This window comes from Chloracidobacterium sp. D, from assembly GCF_018304685.1.
In the GTDB taxonomy this organism is placed as follows: Bacteria; Acidobacteriota; Blastocatellia; order Chloracidobacteriales; family Chloracidobacteriaceae; genus Chloracidobacterium; species Chloracidobacterium thermophilum.
In genome coordinates this window covers 273,986-292,130 of the sequence record NZ_CP072635.1, presented here as the reverse complement: position 1 = coordinate 292,130, position 18,145 = coordinate 273,986, and the positions used below count along the sequence as shown (strand labels likewise).

Annotated in this window: 14 protein-coding genes; 10 read left to right on the top strand and 4 right to left on the bottom strand. The window is 62.1% G+C overall.

The window, feature by feature from the left end; translation table 11 throughout:
• Positions 1 to 355: 355 nt before the first annotated feature.
• On the bottom strand, positions 356 to 2,248 hold the full coding sequence (locus tag J8C01_RS12375) for an ABC transporter ATP-binding protein (protein WP_211433153.1): 1,893 nt from the start codon (positions 2,246 to 2,248) through the stop codon (positions 356 to 358).
• Positions 2,249 to 2,536: 288 nt separating this feature from the next.
• On the opposite strand from J8C01_RS12375, the gene prfB reads away from it, so the two are divergent.
• Positions 2,537 to 3,671 (top strand): peptide chain release factor 2 gene (prfB, locus tag J8C01_RS12370; protein WP_211433152.1). Its coding sequence is split into 2 segments (ribosomal slippage): positions 2,537 to 2,602 and positions 2,604 to 3,671, totalling 1,134 coding nucleotides; the frame shifts between segments, so codons are not numbered across the junction.
• A gap of 42 nt (positions 3,672 to 3,713) precedes the next feature.
• The gene (locus J8C01_RS12365; RefSeq protein ID WP_211433151.1) at positions 3,714 to 6,503 is read left to right on the top strand and encodes a DNA translocase FtsK; all 2,790 of its coding nucleotides are present in this window, start codon (positions 3,714 to 3,716) and stop codon (positions 6,501 to 6,503) included.
• Positions 6,504 to 6,598: 95 nt separating this feature from the next.
• On the opposite strand, the gene gap is transcribed toward J8C01_RS12365, so the two are convergent.
• Positions 6,599 to 7,612, bottom strand: coding sequence for a type I glyceraldehyde-3-phosphate dehydrogenase (gap, locus tag J8C01_RS12360; protein WP_014101258.1), 1,014 nt, complete (start codon positions 7,610 to 7,612; stop codon positions 6,599 to 6,601).
• Between the two features lie 135 nt (positions 7,613 to 7,747).
• Here gap and J8C01_RS12355 point away from each other — a divergent pair, with 135 nt between their 5' ends.
• The 8 genes from J8C01_RS12355 (at position 7,748) to J8C01_RS12320 (ending at position 16,939) form a co-directional block, all read left to right on the top strand.
• Complete coding sequence (locus tag J8C01_RS12355) at positions 7,748 to 8,215, top strand: hypothetical protein (protein WP_211433150.1); 468 nt, start codon at positions 7,748 to 7,750, stop codon at positions 8,213 to 8,215.
• Positions 8,216 to 8,297: 82 nt separating this feature from the next.
• Positions 8,298 to 9,134, top strand: coding sequence for an oxidoreductase (locus J8C01_RS12350; protein ID WP_211423957.1), 837 nt, complete (start codon positions 8,298 to 8,300; stop codon positions 9,132 to 9,134).
• A gap of 22 nt (positions 9,135 to 9,156) precedes the next feature.
• Complete coding sequence (gene efp, locus J8C01_RS12345; RefSeq protein ID WP_211423958.1) at positions 9,157 to 9,729, top strand: elongation factor P; 573 nt, start codon at positions 9,157 to 9,159, stop codon at positions 9,727 to 9,729.
• Between the two features lie 186 nt (positions 9,730 to 9,915).
• The gene (locus tag J8C01_RS12340; RefSeq protein WP_211433149.1) at positions 9,916 to 11,931 is read left to right on the top strand and encodes an amidohydrolase family protein; all 2,016 of its coding nucleotides are present in this window, start codon (positions 9,916 to 9,918) and stop codon (positions 11,929 to 11,931) included.
• Positions 11,932 to 11,963: 32 nt separating this feature from the next.
• Positions 11,964 to 12,971 carry a phytanoyl-CoA dioxygenase family protein gene (locus J8C01_RS12335; protein ID WP_211433148.1) on the top strand — a complete coding sequence of 336 codons (1,008 nt, stop codon included), beginning with the start codon at positions 11,964 to 11,966 and terminating at the stop codon, positions 12,969 to 12,971.
• Positions 12,972 to 13,078: 107 nt separating this feature from the next.
• Positions 13,079 to 14,509 carry an amidohydrolase gene (locus J8C01_RS12330; protein ID WP_211433147.1) on the top strand — a complete coding sequence of 477 codons (1,431 nt, stop codon included), beginning with the start codon at positions 13,079 to 13,081 and terminating at the stop codon, positions 14,507 to 14,509.
• 8 nt (positions 14,510 to 14,517) lie between these two features.
• On the top strand, positions 14,518 to 15,864 hold the full coding sequence (locus J8C01_RS12325; RefSeq protein ID WP_211433146.1) for an amidohydrolase family protein: 1,347 nt from the start codon (positions 14,518 to 14,520) through the stop codon (positions 15,862 to 15,864).
• A 106-nt stretch (positions 15,865 to 15,970) separates the two neighbouring features.
• On the top strand, positions 15,971 to 16,939 hold the full coding sequence (locus J8C01_RS12320; RefSeq protein ID WP_211433145.1) for a DNA-methyltransferase: 969 nt from the start codon (positions 15,971 to 15,973) through the stop codon (positions 16,937 to 16,939).
• Here J8C01_RS12320 and J8C01_RS12315 read toward each other — a convergent pair.
• Together J8C01_RS12315 and J8C01_RS12310 are read right to left on the bottom strand one after the other, a co-directional pair.
• On the bottom strand, positions 16,936 to 17,547 hold the full coding sequence (locus tag J8C01_RS12315) for a DUF5942 domain-containing protein (protein ID WP_211433144.1): 612 nt from the start codon (positions 17,545 to 17,547) through the stop codon (positions 16,936 to 16,938). The genes J8C01_RS12320 and J8C01_RS12315 overlap by 4 nt on opposite strands.
• Positions 17,548 to 17,576: 29 nt before the next feature.
• Entirely contained in the window at positions 17,577 to 17,966 is a 390-nt protein-coding gene (locus J8C01_RS12310) for a hypothetical protein (RefSeq protein WP_014101268.1), read from the bottom strand.
• Positions 17,967 to 18,145: the final 179 nt, after the last annotated feature.

Here is an 18,145-nt window from a genome sequence, read left to right as displayed (position 1 = left end):
TCCCATAGTGCCAGGCCCGCTCCGCCTCACCAGGTGAGTGCGACCTGCTCAACTCTGTCTTTGTCTTTGCTCGCGATTCGATACGAACGCCACATCGTGCGCAACACAGGTCCGGGATGCGGACCCGTTTCCGCTTCACACTGCGCCAAATCCGGGTTGAGAGCGCTCCCCGCTCCAGTTCAACAACGTTATGTCCAAGGGAATTCAAATGTTGTTGCACTGCACGGGCACCAACAACACCGGCGGCAAGCATCCGAAAAAAGCTGGAATCCGTCTTGAATACCTGACGCCGTGACACTGGCTCTTCGCGCTGGGTTCAAACAGAGTATCCTGCCGGGTTTCATGGACAGGCTCCTCATACGGGCGACCGGGCGGCTGTGGCTGCGCTGGCGGCGCGTGGCGGCGGCGTGGCCTCGCGGTACTGCAACTCGTACAACCGGCGGTAAATCCCATCCGCGCGCGCCACGAGTTCCTGATGCGTCCCCATTTCACGAATCTCACCCCGGTGCAGCACAATGATGTTATCCGCCCGGCGCACCGTGGAAAGCCGATGGGCAATGACCACACAGGTGCGCCCCACCAGCAGACGCTCAATGGCTGACTGGATGAGCGCCTCGGTTTCACTGTCAATGCTCGCCGTGGCTTCGTCGAGAATCAGAATCCGGGGATCGAACGCCAGCGCCCGCGCCAGCGCCAGAAGCTGCTTCTGCCCCACCGACAGCGTTGCGCCCCGTTCTTTGACTTCCGCCTGATACCCACCCGGCAGACGCCGGATGAACGCATCCGCCTGCACCTCCTGCGCCGCCGCAATCAACCGGTCTTCGGAAATATCCTTCGCGCCCAGCCGGAGGTTGTCCGCAATCGTCCCGGCAAACAGCGTCGGGTCCTGCAACACCACCCCAAAGTAACGGCGGAGTTCTGTCAGGTCGAACTCCCGTACGTCCACGCCGTCAACCAGAATCTGCCCACGTTGCACATCGTAAAAACGCATCAGCAGACTCGTGATGGAGGTCTTTCCGGCACCCGTCGCCCCAACGAGCGCCACGGTCTGTCCCGGTGCAACCCGAAACGACACGTCCCGCAACACCCAGTTTTCCCCCTTGTAGGCAAACCACACATTCCGAAACTCGATTTCGCCACGCATAACGGCCGGCCGTTTGGGCGCCGACGGAGAAGTTATCACCAGCGGCTCATCGAGCACCTTGAACACCCGCTCCGCCGCAGCCATCGCCGCCTGAAGGATGTTGTACTTCTCGCTGATGTCCTGAATCGGCTCGTAAAAACGCTGCATCGCCTGAATGAAAAAGAAAAGCGCGCCCAGCGAAAGCGTCCCGGTCAGAACCTGCCCGCCGCCGTACCAGATGACAAGCGCCACGCCCAGATTGCTGACAAAACCAATCGCCGGATAAAACACCGCGTAGTAAAAAATCGTCTCGATGTTGATCCGCCGGTGGGCATCGTTGATGGCTTCAAACGCCTGCTCTTCGCGGGCTTCACGGTTGAACAACTGTACCGTTGCCATGCCCGAAAGATGTTCCTGCAGAAAGGCGTTGATGCGGGCCAGACGGATGCGCACTTCACGGTAGGTACGACTGGCGTGGTGACGAAACCAGGCCGTGATCGCCGTCAGCAGCGGCACAACGACCAGACTCACCAGAGCCAGCTTCCAGTTGACCAGAAAGAGAAAGGTCAGCAGCCCGACCAGCACCACAACATCGCTCAACAGGGTGACGAAACCCGAAGTGAACAGCTCGTTGAGGGCGTCCACATCCGAGGTCAGGCGGGTCGTCATGCGCCCAATCGGCGTGCGGTCGTAGTAACTCAGCGGCAGCCGCTGAAATTTGGCAAACAGCTCCCGGCGCAGGTCATACATCACAAACTGCCCCGTGCCGTTCAACAGCAACGTCTGCCAGTAGGTCAGCCCAAAAACGACGAGCATCAGGCCCAGATACAGGCTGCCGATGACGGCCACGCCGTCCATCGGCGCGGGACGCCCGCCCAACGCCTCGAACCCGGCCGCCAACAGGCGGGAAAACAACCCCAGCCGCTCCGGGGCCGGCGGCAGCAAAAACAGGTCAATCGCCGCCATGGTCAGGTTCAGCGCCAGCAACTCGAAACCGGCCGTGAGCGCAATGAGCGGAATGGCCAGCGCCACCCGCCCCCGGTAGGGCTTCAAATAGGTCAGAAGCCGCCGTGCCAGGCGGTGATCGTAGGCTTTTCCAAGAACCTCGTCGTCGGGCTGACTCATCAAACAGACAAACTTTGCACAAGGACTGGGAAAGATTAGGGCCGGCGTTTCCTACCCTTTCGCTGGAACCAGACGCGGCGCTGCGCCAAGGTAGCGAATCAACATTCCTCTGAACAGGCAAATCGCCAGCCCCGGCGTTCCGGGTGATACATGGTTCCACGAAACGTTGAAAAGTTCGGTTTTCCGTGTATTTTCACGGTTTTTTCCAAGCCCTGTGCGGTTTTCAGCAGCAGCGGTTTGGTTTAGCCTCGATTTACACGGACGCCACAGAAAGGTTACGCAACACCTATGCCCGACACCCTGGAACTTCGTCACACCTACGACGCGCTGCTTGAACGCATCACCCACCTGCGGAGGTTTCTTTGACCCGGAAAGCAAGCGTCCGCAGTTGGAAATGGTAGAAGCGCGGATTGCCCAGCCGGACTTCTGGAATGACCAGGAGCAGGCCCGGAAAATCCTCAAGGAACGTCGCCGACTGGCCCAGGCCATCGAAACCGCGGCCTTTTATGACCGCGAGACAGCCGACCTGGAGGTGCTCTTCGAGTTTGCCGAAGCCGACCCGGCCTCGCTGACAGAACTGGAACAACGCCTGCGGGTGCTCCAGCAGAAAGTTGAAGCGGACGAAACCCAGATGTTGCTATCGGGGCCGAATGACGCCAACAACGCCATCGTCCGCATTCAGTCGGGCGCAGGCGGCACCGATGCCCAAGACTGGGCCGAAATGCTGCTGCGCATGTACCTGCGGTGGTGCGAACGCCGTGGCTTCAAAACCAGCCTGCTCGATGTCCAGCCGGGCAAGGAAGCCGGCATCACTTCGGCGGAGTTTACAGTGGAAGGCGACTATGCCTACGGCCTGCTTTCGTGTGAAAGCGGCGTGCACCGGCTGGTGCGGATTTCACCCTTTTCTTCCTCCGGGACGCGCGAAACGAGCTTTGCTTCCATTTTCGTCACCCCGGAGGTCGAAGACGACATCGAGATTGAAATCAACGAAAAAGACCTGCGGATTGACACGTATCGTTCCTCCGGGGCCGGCGGTCAGCACGTCAATGTCACAGATTCCGCCGTTCGCATCACCCACCTGCCGACCGGCATCGTCGTCTCGTGCCAGAACCAGCGGTCACAACATCAGAACCGTGAAGTGGCCCTGAAAGTGCTCAAATCACGGCTTTATGAACTTGAACTCGAACGCCGGCGGGCCGAGAGCGCCAAGCTGGAGGCCGCCAAGCGGGACATTTCCTTTGGTTCCCAAATCCGCAATTACGTGCTACACCCATACCGCCTGGTCAAAGACACCCGCACCAAGCTGGAGCGCAGCGATGTGGAGAGTGTACTCGACGGCGATCTGGATGACTTCATCAAGGAATACCTGGTTGCCAGGAGCCGCCAACCCGATGGCGTCCTCGTGGCTGGCGATGACGAATGAGCCTCAATCGTGGTTGGGGTCCCCTTTGGCGGTCGTATGACGATGATGAGTGCAACGACGACGGACAGCTTTTCACCTCCTGTAGCGCACAAAGGGCCGACCGGTTTCTTCTCCTCACGCTTTGGGGAAGCCCTTGGCATCGTCCTTGGACTGTGCGCCCTAACCCTGGCCATTGCCCTGCTGTCCTTTCATCCCGATGACGTGTCCTGGAGCGTCAGCGCCCGGACTGACCAGCGGCACAATGCCGTCGGCGTTGTTGGCGCCAATCTTGCCGACGTGCTCTTTCAGGGGTTGGGGCTGTTAGCCTACGGCTTGCCGGTGCTGCTCGGCTGGCATGCCGTGCAGGTCTTTCGGGGGAAAGCCCTGCTGGTGTCTGCCGAACAGGCAACCGGAATCTGCGGTGTTCTGCTGTCGCTGGCCGGCTTTTTGTCCCTGTTTCAGGAACTGCCGCTGTTTTACGACCGCATCCGTCTGGGGGGCTTCATTGGTTTTGCGATTGAAAAGTGGCTGGAATCCGCACTCAACCCGGTGGGCACGGGCCTGCTTCTGAGTGGGACAGCAGTGCTGTCGCTGATGCTGGCGACGACCTTCTCACCCCGCCGCTGGTTGCTACGGTGGTGGCAGGAACTCCCGTTGCGCCGGGTCAAGCCTGCCCCGGAGACAAACGACCACCCGGCAACCGCCATGACCAACGGCGTTCATCCGCTGTCTTCCACACGCCAACGCGCCAAGCCCAATGCCGCCACCCCTTCCCCGGAAACGACAGAGGACAAGGGCCGCGATGAGCAGCGGATTGCCGAAGCCCTCTATGGCGATGAAGCGCCCGGTATCGTCTCTCCGGTCAAACGGACGCCACACGGGACACCGGCGGTTGATCTGGAAACCCCGGCGACGCCTCCGGCAACGGCTGCGCCAGCGGATGCCCCACCCAGTGAGCCACCCAACCACCCCCTGCCGGACGCGCCTCCGGCCGCTCCGCCCGTCCCGGCGGCAGTGTCGTCTCAACCTCAGCCGGAACCATCACGCAGCACCGTTTCGGAAGTCCGGCGGCTGGCCCGCGAAGCCATCGAACGGCGCAACAGCGGCAACAACCCCCTTGTCCGCGATAAAGACCGCGACAAAAACGGCAGTCCGGCCGAAGTTTCTGCCGCCCACCGCCGGCTGGCCGCAGCCGAACGACAGCTTACGGCCAACGCTGAGCAGGAAGTGGCCAAAATGGTACAGGCGGTGCACATCGTCCGCCGCCAACCGACGCCGCCAACATCAGCACCGGCCGTACCGGCTGGCGTCCCGGCTGCCGGCCAACGCCCGGTGTCCATGGGTGCGGCCGCAGCCGCTCCAGCCAGGGCCAGTGCAGAGCCGGCCTATGCCCTGCCGACCGTGGAGATGCTGACCCCGGCGCCGCCCCAAACCAGCCAGTCGGATGAAGAACTCCGCGCACGGGCCCGCCTGCTGGCGGAAAAGTGCCGTGAATTCAATGTCATCGGTGAAATTCTCGAAATCGAGCCGGGTCCTGTGGTCACGACCTTCGGTTTCAAACCCGACCCCGGCGTGAAGTACAGCCGGGTGGCCGGACTGGTGGATGACCTCTGTCTGGGCCTTCAGGCGGAGTCGGTACGCATTGATCGCATCCCCGGCAAGGCCACCATCGGGATTGAAGTCCCCAACGCGCGCCGCGACACCATTTACCTGCGCGAAATCATCGAATCGGACGTGTTCCGCGACAACCCCGGACGCCTGCCCATCGCGCTCGGCAAAACCATCAACGGCGAGCCATACGCGACCGATCTGGCCAAAATGCCCCACCTGCTCATTGCCGGTTCGACGGGTTCGGGCAAGTCCGTCATGATCAACTCGCTCATCTGCTCAATCCTGTTCAAATCCACGGCCAATGATGTACGGCTCATCATGGTGGACCCGAAGCGTGTCGAACTGGAGCTGTACGCCGGGATTCCACACCTGCTGACACCCATCATCACCGACCCGAAGCGGGCCGCCAATGCACTCAACTGGGCCGTGGGCGAAATGGAGAACCGCTACAAACTGCTGGCGAGCGTCGGCGTACGGAACATCGAAGGCTTCAATCGCGCCGTGACGGAAGCCCCCGATCCGACGCGCTTTCCCGACGGGCCGCCGCCGCGCCTGCCCTACATCGTCATCATCATTGACGAGCTGGCCGACCTGATGATGGTGGCCTCGAACGAAGTCGAAACCGCCATTGCGCGGCTGGCGCAGATGGCACGCGCCGTGGGGATTCACCTCGTCATTGCCACGCAGCGGCCTTCCGTGGATGTCATCACCGGCCTCATCAAAGCCAACTTTCCGGCGCGGATTTCCTTCCGGGTTTCTTCCAAGGTGGACTCCCGCACGATTCTCGACACCAACGGGGCCGAACAGTTGCTCGGTCAGGGCGACATGCTCTTCTCACCCGGCTCCTCACGGCTCATCCGCATTCACGGAGCGTATGTCAGCGAAACCGAAATCAACCGCATCACGGACTTTCTCAAGCAGCAGGGCGCGCCGCAGTACGATGAAAGCGTGCAGATGTCGGAAGAGGAAGTTGAAGCAGCCGAAGCCGGCGTGGGCGAGCGCGATGCCCTCTATGACGAAGCTGTGCGCATTGTCGTCCAGATGGGGAAAGCCTCCACGTCGGTGCTTCAGCGCCGGTTGCGGATTGGCTACGGCCGGGCCGCCGCCATTCTCGACATGATGGAACGGGAAGGCTTCATCGGCCCGATTGACGGCAGCCGCCCGCGGGTTGTCAAACAGGCGGCTTACGACTATGTGGAAATGCTCGATGGGCACGCGCTGATGCCCGAAGACGACGAGTGACCGGCCCGGAAGTCACCCAAATGTCGTTGGGGAAACGGCTGGCTTTTCCGTTTCCCCAACTTGGCGCAGACGGCAGTGCCGACCGTGCCTAAGCCCTAGAGACCCTTTTCAGCCATGAACTTGATGAGGTCGCGCACGCGGCAGCTATAGCCCCACTCGTTGTCGTACCACGACAGCACCTTGACCAGATGACCGCCGATGACGCGGGTGAAAGAGCCGTCCACGATGGATGAACGGTCATCGCCCCGGTAATCAATCGAAACCAACGGTTCTTCGGAGTAACCCAGAATCCCCTTGAGTGAACCTTCGGCGGCTTCACGCAACGCGGCATTGACGCCGGCCTTGTCGGTTGCCTTGGCGACTTCAAACGTCACATCCACGAGCGAGACATTTGGCGTCGGAACGCGCACGGCAATGCCATCGAATTTGCCCTTGAGTTCCGGCATGACGAGTTCGACGGCCTGGGCCGCGCCCGTCTTGGTGGGAATCATCGAAAGCGCCGCGGCCCGCGCCCGGCGCAGGTCGTCGTGCGGCAGGTCGAGAATCCGCTGGTCGTTCGTGTAACTATGCACGGTCGTCATGATGGCTTTTTCGATACCAAATGCCGTATGGATGACTTTGGCCACTGGAGCCAGGCAGTTCGTCGTGCAGGACGCATTCGAGACGACGTGGTGCTGCGCCGGATCGTAAGCCGACTCGTTGACCCCCAGCACGATGGTCAGGTCTTCGTTTTTAGCCGGGGCCGAAATGATGACCTTCTTGACGCTGTCACGCAGGTGGCCCACGGCTTTGTCCTTGTTGGTGAACAGACCCGTGGACTCGACGACGATCTGCGCCCCGGTCGAAGCCCAGTCAATCTCGCCCGGACTGCGCACCTTGAACACCCGGATGGGATGCCCATCCACGGCAATGGTGTTCTCATCGGGCGCCGTCACGGTGTGGTTGGTCAGGTTGCCCAGAATGGAATCGTACTTGAGCAGGTGTGCCAGGGTTTTGGCGTCGGTCAGGTCGTTGACCGCCACGAACTCGATGTCTGTGTGCCCCAGCGCCGTCCGCAGAATGTTGCGCCCAATGCGCCCGAACCCGTTGATGCCGACTTTGACTGCCATAATGCCTCCGTGTGGGATGTAAGGGGTTGAAGCGTCAGGAAAGGAACTCATGCTCCGTGACGAAACTAACACATCCGGCCGCCAAATGCGGCCTTGCGGGGAGATTCCCATCCGTAGCCTGCCGGAGGTCTGCCGATGTCCAGTAACTTGGCGTGGTGGGTGTTGAGCCTCAATACGGCAACGGCGCTCTACATGACGGGCGTGATCTGGCTCGTGCAGCAGGTTCACTATCCGCTGCTGCGCCACGTCGGGACGGACGCCTTCACCGACTATCATCACCGGCACGTGGCGGCGATTTTCCCGGTCGTCGCCCTGCCCATGCTCATCGAAGGACTGTCCGCGGCGTGGCTTGCCTTCCAGCCGCCGCCCGGCGTTGCGCGCGGGCTGCTCTGGGGCGGACTGGGCTGTGTCGGGCTGGCATTTGGCGTCACGGCCCTGGTTTCCGTACCGTGCCATGACCGGCTGGCCGCGGGCTTTGATGCGACGACGCTCCAGACGCTGGTGGCCACAAACTGGTGGCGTACCCTGGCCTGGACGCTCCATGGCATCCTGAGTCTGGCGGCGCTGGTGCAATTCGGTTGCCAAAAACCGCCGGCCGACTGACGATGCGCGCCATACATCAGGGACACCCGGACGGATGCCTCCCTTACTCCCGTGCCCCTACGCCCGTGGATGAGGAAAAGCGATGCCTTCACCGCAAACGTGGTTCATTACCGGCGTTTCGACCGGTTTCGGTCTGGAACTTGCCAAACTTGCCCTTGAACAGGGCCACACCGTGGCCGGAACGGCGCGGCGACCTGCTGACCTGGCCGCCTTTGAAGCACTCGCGCCCGGTCGCGCCCATGCGTTCCATCTCGATTTGACAGAAGCTGGCACCGTGCCGGGGGTCGTTGCCCAGGTCATCGAACGGCTCGGACAGGTGGATGTTGTCGTCAACAATGCCGGCTACGGAACGGCTGGTGCCATCGAGGAAGTCACCGACGAGCAGATTCGCCGCCAGATGGAGGTCAACTTTTTCGGCGCGTTGGCCGTGATGCGGGCCTTTCTGCCCTACCTGCGCCGCCAGCGAAAGGGCTGGATTCTGAACCTGTCTTCGATTGCCGGTGTGCTGGCCAATCCCGGACTGGGGCTGTACTGCGCCAGCAAATTTGCCCTTGAAGCCGTCTCGGAGGCGCTGGCGAAGGAAGTTGCGCCGCTGGGCATCAAGGTGGTCATCATCGAGCCGGGTCCCTTTCGGACGGACTTTGCCGGGCGCTCGCTGGTTGTTGCGCCGGCCATCCCGGACTACGCCGCCACGGCCGGTGCCATGCGCCGTTACTTTGAGCAGGCGAATGGCAGGCAGGCAGGCGATCCGGTCAAAGCCGCGCGTGCCATGCTGGAACTGGTCACTATGGAGAACCCACCTCTGCGGCTGGCAATGGGCAACCGCGCCGTGGACCTCATTCGGAACAAGCTCGAAAGCCAACTGGCCGAACTGGCGCAGCATGAAAGCTGGGCCCGTTCCCTTGACTACGACGCCTGATGGATGCACGGGAGGAGTTGCCATGCTTTCAACATCTGACTTCAAACGCGGGGCCTACATCCTCGTGGATGGTGAACCCTACACCGTCCTGGACTGGACGGTTCAGACGCCCTCGGCGCGGGGCGCGGCAACGCTTGTCCGCACGCGCGTGCGCCACGTTCTGACCCAGGCCGTCCTGGAAAAAACCTTCAAATCAGGCGACAAATTCGACGAACCCGACATTGACCAGCGGGAAGTGCAGTTTTTGTACGAATCTGGCGGCGAGTATGTCTTTCTTGACCAGGAAACCTATGAGCAGTACACCCTGCCGGCTTCGGCGATGGAGCGGCTGACGCCCTATCTGACCGAAAACGCGCAGCTCAAGGCGCTGTTTTACGAAGGGAACCTGGTCAGTGTGGAACTGCCGCAGTTTATGGAGTTTGAGGTTGTGGAAACCGAACCCGGCGCGCGCGGCGACACGGCCGCCGGCAAGGTGACGAAACCGGCGCGCATCAGCACCGGCGCGAGCGTCAAAGTGCCGCTGTATATCGAAGTCGGAGAACGTATCGTCGTGGATACCACGACCGGCGAGTTTGCCCGCCGCGCCAAATCCTGAACGTTTTGCCCAAACGCTACCTGCCACAGGCCGCAGTTGGCTGACATTCACCGGAAAGCGCGCCGTTGTAAAAAAATGTTTTCGGTCTGGTCAGGGAGAATTGATTGCGCCATATTGGGTGTTTCCCACTCCCTGTCCAAACCGAAGACGGGGCTGACTTCCGGTTTTTTCTCCTGTTCACAGTCAATGCTCAAATTCACGCTCTCTGTTGTGCTTTGTCTGGCGTTTGGCAGTGCCCTGCTGACGCCGGCCGCCGCTCAGTCCGAGCGACCCGGTGAGGTTACACCGGCGCGCAGCTATGCCATCGTCAACGCCCGTCTTGTTCCAGTTGCCGGTCCGCCCATTGAACGGGGGACGGTTGTCATGCGGAATGGCCTCATTGTCGCCGTTGGCGCGGATGTCAAACCGCCAGCCGATGCGCGCCAACTGGATGGCACGGGCCTGACGGTCTATCCCGGTCTCATGGAAGCCGTTGGGCACCTTGGTTTTGCACCAGCGCCGCCGGCCACGCCGCCACCAGCGGGACCTGTCCGGGCCGCACCGGGGACGACGCCTCCAGCCGTACCGGTTGGCGGGCTGGCCAACTCGACCCGTCCAAACGGTTTCCAGCCGGAGCTTCTGGCGGCCGAACTTGTCCGCCCGAACGGGGACGGACTGGAAGCCGCCCGGCAGGCCGGCTTCACCACGGCGCTGACCATTCCGCGCGACGGCATCGTTCTGGGGCGGTCGGCTGTCATTGCCCTGGCGGCCGACTCGCCCCGCGAAATGGTCATCCGCACGCCTGTGGCGCTGCATATTGCCTTTCGGGTGGTTTCCGGCAGCGGTTATCCCAACTCCCTTATGGGCGTTTTTTCCATGGTGCGGCAGGCATTTCTCGATGCCCAGCAGTATCAGGCACACTGGGCGGCCTACCGCGCCAACCCACGGGGCATGAAGCGGCCGGCGGATGACCCGTCGCTCGAAGCCCTGCTTCCGGCGCTCAACCGCGAACTGCCCGTGGTCTTCCACGCCGACACCGAACGCGAAATCATCCGGGCGCTCGACTTTGCCCGCGAATTCAACCTGCGCCCTATCATTGCTGGTGGGCGTGAAGCCGAAAAGGTGGCCGACCGCCTGAAGGCGGCCCAGGCGGCTGTGCTGCTGTCGCTGAATTTCCCCAAGCGCACCACGGCCTTTGCGCCCGAAGCTGATCCGGAACCGCTTTCCCTGCTCCGGGCGCGCATAGCAGCGCTCAAAACGGCGGCAGCACTGCACAGCGCCGGCATTCCCTTTGCTTTCCAGACCGGCGGGCTGTCCCCGGCAGAAGCCCTGTCAAACGTCAAAAAGGCCATTGAGAATGGCCTGCCGGCTGAGGCGGCCATTCGCGCGTTGACACTCCAACCGGCAGAGATGTTTGGCCTGGCTGACCGGCTTGGAACCCTTGAAGCCGGTAAGGTTGCCAACCTGGTTGCCGTGCGGGGCGACCTTTTTGATGCCAGGCGCAAAGTGGCCTTCGTCTTCATTGACGGGGCCATGGTCAACCTGCGCGGCTCCAACGTCACGCCAGGCGAGATCGCCGGCACGTGGGAGACAAAAGACCTGAAGCTCACCTTCAGCCGTGAGAACAACGAACTCAAGGGCAAGGTGCGCATAGGCGACACCGACATCGAGGTACGTGAACTGCGTCTCGGTCTGGATGAAGACGCTTCTCTTTCCACAGTACGATTCGTTGCTGACCTGCCACGGGATGGCGCAACCAGGGCGGCGATCTTTACCGGCAAGTACACGAGTGACGAACTGCGCGGAACCTTCACCGTGGACGGGAAAGCCGAACCCGAACGCCTGTTCAAACGGGGCACGGCTCCGCCGGCGACGCCGGGCGCAGCGGCAACCGGCACAGCCAATGGGTCGGGAGCGGTCTTTGACTTTACCGGTACCTGGAACCTCACCATCTCCTTCGGACCGCAGAGCCTTCCGGCAACGATGACGCTCCGGCAGGAAGGCACGAATGTGTCAGGGACGTTGAGCCTGGGGCCGGTCGGCACCGTGGAGTTGAGCAACGGACGTGTCACCGGCAACCGCATGGAAGCCACGGCCCGCGTGGATTTCGGCGGCCGCAGCATCGAACTCCAGCTCAGCGGCACCGGCAACGGCAACAGCCTCGAAGGGACGGTGACTTCTCCGCAAGGTACAGCGGCTTTCAGCGGCACACGCCCCCAGTAATGACGGGTAAGCCGCCCGCAAACCAGAGAGCAATGCTTGGATCGTGGCTGAAAACGTTTTTCCCCGGACGCCGCAGCATCCCGGACAAGGCGGCGGAACCTGACTTTGATCCCCAGACGCTGCCCTGGATTGACCGCCCGGAAGCCGATCTCGAAGGCTATCTGCGCGGCCTTTCCAAGGCGGAACAGGACATGTTCGGGCCGGCACTGCGGTCGTGGCGCGATCTGGGCTATGCCATCTTTCCCCAGGCGGTCAGCCACGAGTTGATTGACGCCTACCTGGCCGACATCGAAGAACTCTATGCACAGCGGCGCTGGCGGGCGCTCGTTCTGGGAGAAAGTTTTGGCGTCCAGCCGGTGCAGGCGTTGTCCCGGGAAACACTCGAAGGCGAACATCACCTTCGGCTCATGGACTTTCACAACCACTCGGTGGCCGGGAAGAAACTGGCCCTCAACGCCAAGGCCGTGACGTTTCTGCGCCATGTGTTTCAGGACGAGGTTGTGGCCATGCAGTCGCTGACCTTCATCCACGGCTCGGAACAATGGACGCACCAGGACTTTCCCTACGTCGTGGCGCAGATTCCCAGCCACCTGGCTGCTTCCTGGATTGCGCTGGAGGACGTGCACCCGGACGCCGGCCCGCTCGGTTATTTCCCTGGTTCCCACCGGCTGCCCAAGTTCAACTTCGGGAACGGTCTCTTTCTGACGCCGGAATCGCCGCTCCGGGAAGATGCCTTCCGGGAACACCTGGAAAGACACTGCGCGGCACGGGGCATCGAACGCCAGGTTTTTCTTCCCAGGAAGGGCGACATGTTCGTGTGGCACGCTGCGCTGGCCCACGGCGGGACGAAGGTCAACAATCCCAACCTGACGCGCAAATCGTTCGTGACGCACTACTCATCGCTGCGCGCCTACCCACGCGACCGCCGCGCGCCGGAGGTTATCCCCAGGCGTTGGACATGGAATGGCGCACACCTGTACGAAAACCCCCTGCTCCCGGAAGAAGAAAACAGCTTCCGGCGCGGAGAAGCCGTCGAATGAGGGAGCTTGTCAACCGCCTGACGAACCGGCCGGCCCCACGTGGCGGCACGACACCGCCCCAGTCGGCAACCTGCCATCACCCCGCTCGGAGGTCTGAGGACGTTTGTATGCTGAACACCACACCCTTACGCTTTGCCCTCGCCTGTGGGCTGGCAACGGCGCTCGGCTTCGGAACGCCGGCCCGGACGCCAGCCCAGCAGAAGGCCCAGACACCAACGCTCATCAGGAACGCCACCCTGCTGACCGTCACCAAAGGCACGCTGGAAAACAGTGACCTGCTTATCGAGAACGGCAAGATTGCCAAAATCGGCAAGGGTCTGACAGCTCCAGCCGGCGCGCGGGTCATTGATGCCACGGGGAAGTACGTCCTGCCGGGCATCATTGACTGTCACTCGCATTCGATGATTGACGCGGTCAACGAGGGTTCGCTTTCAGTGACTTCCATGTGCCGCATCCGCGACGTGCTCAACCCGAACGACGTGGATTTGTACCGCGCTCTGGCTGGCGGTGTTACGACGCTGAACCTGCTGCACGGTTCGGCCAACGCGATTGGCGGACAAAACCAGGTCGTCAAGATCAAGTACGGGCGGCCCATTGAGGAATTCCTGTTCCCCGATGCTCCGCCGGGCATCAAGTTTGCTCTGGGTGAAAATCCCAAGCGGTCGAACTTCCGTTTTCCGGGCCAGACGCAGCGGTATCCCAACTCACGCATGGGCGTGGAGGAAACCATCCGTGATGCCTTCGTGCGGGCGCGGGATTACAAGCGCCAGTGGGATGACTACAACGCCGCCAAAGCCCGTGGCGAAAATGTCGTACCGCCCCGGCGGGACTTGCAGCTTGAGCCGCTCGTTGAAGTTCTGGAAGGCAAACGCTACGTGCACGCGCACTGCTACCGCGCCGAGGAAATCCTGATGCTGATGAATCTGGCCGAGGAGTTCGGCTTTCGGGTGCGGACGCTCCAGCACGTGCTGGAGGGCTACAAAATTGCCCGTGAAATTGCCAAACACGGCGCCGGCGCTTCCGCCTTTGCCGATTTCTGGTCCTACAAGGTCGAAGCCTACGACGCCATTCCGCATGACGCCGCCCTGATGACCCGCGCCGGTGTCATTGTCTCGCTCAACTCGGATGATGACGGACGCGCGCGCCGGCTCAACATGGAAGCCGCGCGCGTCATGAAGTACGGCGACCTGACCGAAAACGAGGCGCTGCGGCTCATCACCATCAACCCGGCCATTCAGTTGGGCATTGACCGGCGGGTTGGCTCACTGGAAGTCGGCAAGGATGCCGACCTGGCGATCTGGACGGCGCATCCTCTGAGCGTCTATGCCCGTGTTGAGACGACGTTCATAGACGGCGAAGTGTTTTTTGACCGGCAAACCGACCTGGCGCGACGCGAGGCATTGGCCAGGGAGCGCGCCGAGCTTGAAGCGGCGGAAGTCAACCGTCCACAGGGTGGCGGCGCACCGCCGCCGGTGCCGGCCCGCCGCCGTCCGGCCTACAGCTTCGGCGACAACTGCATGCAGATGACAAAGGAGTAAGCGCGACGATGAGAGCTGTTGGTCAACTTCGTTGGTTTCGGCTGGTAGCGGGCCTTGGCTTCTGCCTGGCCCTGACACTTGACGCCCTTGCCCAGCAAAAGCTTGATATTGCGCCGCGCGTGACCGTGGCCATCCGCGACGCCCGACTGGTAACGGTCAGTGGAGAAACCATCGAGCGCGGGACGCTGGTTATTCGGGATGGCAGGATTGCGGCTATCGGCCCAACCGTTTCCATTCCACCGGGGGCGCAGGTCATTGATGGCAAAGGGCTGACGGTCTATCCCGGCATGATTGACGCGGCAACGTCTCTGGGCCTGGTTGAAATCCCGGCTGTAGCCGCCACGGTGGATCAGGGCGAAGTCGGCGATTACAACCCGAACGCGCGCGCCATCGTGGCCGTCAATCCGCACAGCGCCCACGTGCGCGTCACACGCTACAACGGCATCACGAATGTGGCGACAATGCCTGATGGCGGCGTCATCTGTGGACAGGCAACCTTTATCAACCTCTACGGAACGTCGCCGCAGGAAATGGCGGTTGTACCGTCGCTGGGGTTGGTCATCAACTTTCCACGGCTGAACACCGGTGGCGGGGGGCCGTTTGCAGCGTTTCGCCAGCCGCCGCCGGCCAACATTGCCGAGGCCATTGCGACGCGCAACCGGCGTGTCGAGGAACTCCGGCAGGTGCTGCGCGAAGCCGCGGATTACGGCCGCGCCAAAGCCGCCGCGGCCGCCGACCCGAACATCCCGCGTCCGGCGACAAACGTTGTGTATGAAAGCCTGCTGCCGGCGCTGCGCGGTGAAATGCCGGTGTTTTTCCGGGCTGACCGGGCGCAGGACATTCGCGCCGTGCTGGCCTTTGCCGAGGACATGGGGCTGCGCCCGATTATTGTCGGGGGCAATGACGCCTGGATGTGTGCGACGGAACTCAAAGCCAAAAACGTCCCGGTCATTCTGACGGGTGTGCTCGACCTGCCCAGCCGGGAAGATGATCCCTACGATGTGCTCTATGAAAATGCAGCCAAGCTGCACCAGGCGGGTGTGAAGTTCTGCATCTCGACGGGTGACAACGGGGCGCATGTCCGCGACCTGCCCTATCACGCCGGGATGGCGGCGGCGTTTGGCCTCAGCCCACAGGCGGCGCTGCGGGCGGTGACGCTTTCGGCGGCCGAAGTGCTGGGTGTCAGCGACCGTCTGGGATCGCTCGATGTGGGGAAAATGGCGAACGTCGTGGTCGCCGATGGCGATCTGCTCGAACCCCGGACGCGCGTCAAATATGCCTTCATTGACGGCCGTCCGGCGCAACTGACGAGCCGCCACACGGAACTCTACGAGCAGTTCAAGGAACGGAAATAGCGCCAGTTTCCGATAATCATCGGATGTGTCAGGATTTGGTGTGCGTCCGCCACAGGGCTTATTCCAAATCCCCGCATCCTGTGGATTCGCGGGACTGAAGGCAGGCATGCTGGAATCCGACGCGAAAGGCAGCATCTATCTGGCCGACAACCTGGACGTGCTGGCGCGCCTGCCGTCGGCTTCGGTGGACCTCATCTACATTGACCCGCCGTTCAATACCGGCCGGGTTCAGCGCCGGACCCAGTTGCGGACGGTACGCTCGGACGAAGGCGACCGGACTGGTTTTCAGGGGCGGCGCTACGCCAGCCTGGTCATCGGCCGCCGGTCTTTTGGCGACGAATTCGACGACTACCTGGCCTTTCTGGAACCGCGTCTGGTGGAAGCGCACCGGGTGCTGGCCGCGCACGGCTCGCTGTATTTCCACGTGGACTACCGCGAAGTCCACTACTGCAAAATCCTGCTCGATGGCATCTTCGGGCGGGAGAACTTCCTGAACGAAATCATCTGGGCGTATGACTACGGTGGCCGTCCGCGCCGCCGCTGGCCCGCGAAGCACGACAACATTCTGTTTTACGTCAAGGACCCGGAAGGGTATGTGTTCAATCAGGACGCCATTGAGCGCATTCCCTACATGGCGCCGGGACTGGTTGGCCCGGAGAAGGCGGCGCGGGGAAAGCTTCCCACGGACACGTGGTGGCACACGATTGTGCCGACGAACAGTGCCGAAAAGACGGGCTACCCGACCCAGAAGCCGCTGGGCATTCTGCGGCGGATCATTCAGGCGTCATCGCTGCCCGGCGCGCTGGTGCTGGATTTCTTTGCCGGCAGCGGCACAACCGGCGCGGCGGCGCTGGAACTCGGCCGCCGTTTCCTGCTCGTGGACAACAACCCGGAGGCGCTGGCGGTGATGGCGCAGCGGTTTGACGGAGTGGAAGGCATCACGTGGGCCAGCTTCGACCCAACGCCATACCAGAAAGACCGGACAACAGCCACTCCGGTTTTGAGCAGCGGGACAAACGGCGGAACGCAAACCGCACGGGCGAACGGCCATTCGCCACAGGGAATTCCCAGCTAGGTATCCATTGGATGCCGCCGTTCAGCCAGAAGGGCCAATCCAAAGGCCAGCACCGCCTGGACCAGAAGCCACGTCCGGGCGGTGTCACCCCGAATCAGAAACACATCCGGTAGAAAGACAATCGGCGTGCCGGGGCTTTGCGTCATCGCATCCCAGGCGAGGTGACTGGCCACACCGACGGCCAGACCATAGCCGACCGCACGCCACAGCCGATGCTCGAACGTCAGCCCAACGACGACCAGCGGAATGAGCACCGAGTGCGTCAGAAACCACCGGTGCCAGGGCATTCCCAGCCACAAAATGTCCCAGTCCGGTATGGGGTAGTGGGTAAACTGCCAGAGCCAGTCAGCCCACGTCCCCGGACGGTCAATGTGCCCCGGCAGAAAAAACAGCGCACTGGACCCCATCAGCAGCGCCAGCCAGAACCCTGCCTGTGACAGCAGTACGGGCGAGGGGTCTGCGTCCGCACGTGCGGAGGCGGCTTCTGACGCTGGCTCTGACCGTGGTGATGCGGTCGCCTTCAGTTTCTTCGCCAGCGCAAAAAAGCCCCACGCGCACGCCAGACCAGCCAGCGCGTGTTGCAGCCCGTTCCAGAAGTAGGGGTTCATGGCAGATGCCGTTCCCTTGCCAGTCCGGGTCAGTAGCCAAGCCCACGGTTCGCCAGCGCCGAATTCAGAAACAGCTTGACGCCTATCGCCATGAGGAAGGCAGAGACGAGAAACTCAAAAAGTGTCGTCGGGAGCAGCACGGCGCGCCCGGAAAAGACGACCAGAATACCGCTCAGCCCCAAAAGACCAGCTCCAATCCAGCGGGCCTGCCCGCGCAAAAACACCACGGCCAGCAGTCCGGCCAGCGCCAGCAGCACCGTGCCGGCGGCGGCAATGCCATACCACCAGCCATACCACCAGCCGCGGCCGCTGCTGTAAAACAAGCCCCCGCTGCCGGTTGTCAGGACAATTTTGCGTCCGAGTCCGTAAATACCTGCCAAAAAGCAGCCGATGCCGATCAGTCCAGGTATTCCGCGCATAGCCGTTTCCTTTCAGGATGATTCCGGGCCGTGCCCGCGAGCGTTGAACTTCGCCCAGTACAAGCTGGAAATGTGTTGCCATTATGACGGAGGGACAAGACGGATACAACCGGAGAAACCTCCCGGCGCCGGAAAAACCGTGACCCGACCGGCAAGCCAGGCCGACAACGGGAAAGCTT

Coding starts and splice junctions, on each gene's coding strand:
- J8C01_RS12375 (WP_211433153.1), bottom strand. CDS start 2,248: ATGAGTCAGCCCGACGACGAGGTTCTTGGAAAAGCCTACGATCACCGC.
- J8C01_RS12365 (WP_211433151.1), top strand. CDS start 3,714: ATGATGAGTGCAACGACGACGGACAGCTTTTCACCTCCTGTAGCGCAC.
- gap (WP_014101258.1), bottom strand. CDS start 7,612: ATGGCAGTCAAAGTCGGCATCAACGGGTTCGGGCGCATTGGGCGCAAC.
- J8C01_RS12355 (WP_211433150.1), top strand. CDS start 7,748: ATGTCCAGTAACTTGGCGTGGTGGGTGTTGAGCCTCAATACGGCAACG.
- J8C01_RS12350 (WP_211423957.1), top strand. CDS start 8,298: ATGCCTTCACCGCAAACGTGGTTCATTACCGGCGTTTCGACCGGTTTC.
- efp (WP_211423958.1), top strand. CDS start 9,157: ATGCTTTCAACATCTGACTTCAAACGCGGGGCCTACATCCTCGTGGAT.
- J8C01_RS12340 (WP_211433149.1), top strand. CDS start 9,916: ATGCTCAAATTCACGCTCTCTGTTGTGCTTTGTCTGGCGTTTGGCAGT.
- J8C01_RS12335 (WP_211433148.1), top strand. CDS start 11,964: ATGCTTGGATCGTGGCTGAAAACGTTTTTCCCCGGACGCCGCAGCATC.
- J8C01_RS12330 (WP_211433147.1), top strand. CDS start 13,079: ATGCTGAACACCACACCCTTACGCTTTGCCCTCGCCTGTGGGCTGGCA.
- J8C01_RS12325 (WP_211433146.1), top strand. CDS start 14,518: ATGAGAGCTGTTGGTCAACTTCGTTGGTTTCGGCTGGTAGCGGGCCTT.
- J8C01_RS12320 (WP_211433145.1), top strand. CDS start 15,971: ATGCTGGAATCCGACGCGAAAGGCAGCATCTATCTGGCCGACAACCTG.
- J8C01_RS12315 (WP_211433144.1), bottom strand. CDS start 17,547: ATGAACCCCTACTTCTGGAACGGGCTGCAACACGCGCTGGCTGGTCTG.
- J8C01_RS12310 (WP_014101268.1), bottom strand. CDS start 17,966: ATGCGCGGAATACCTGGACTGATCGGCATCGGCTGCTTTTTGGCAGGT.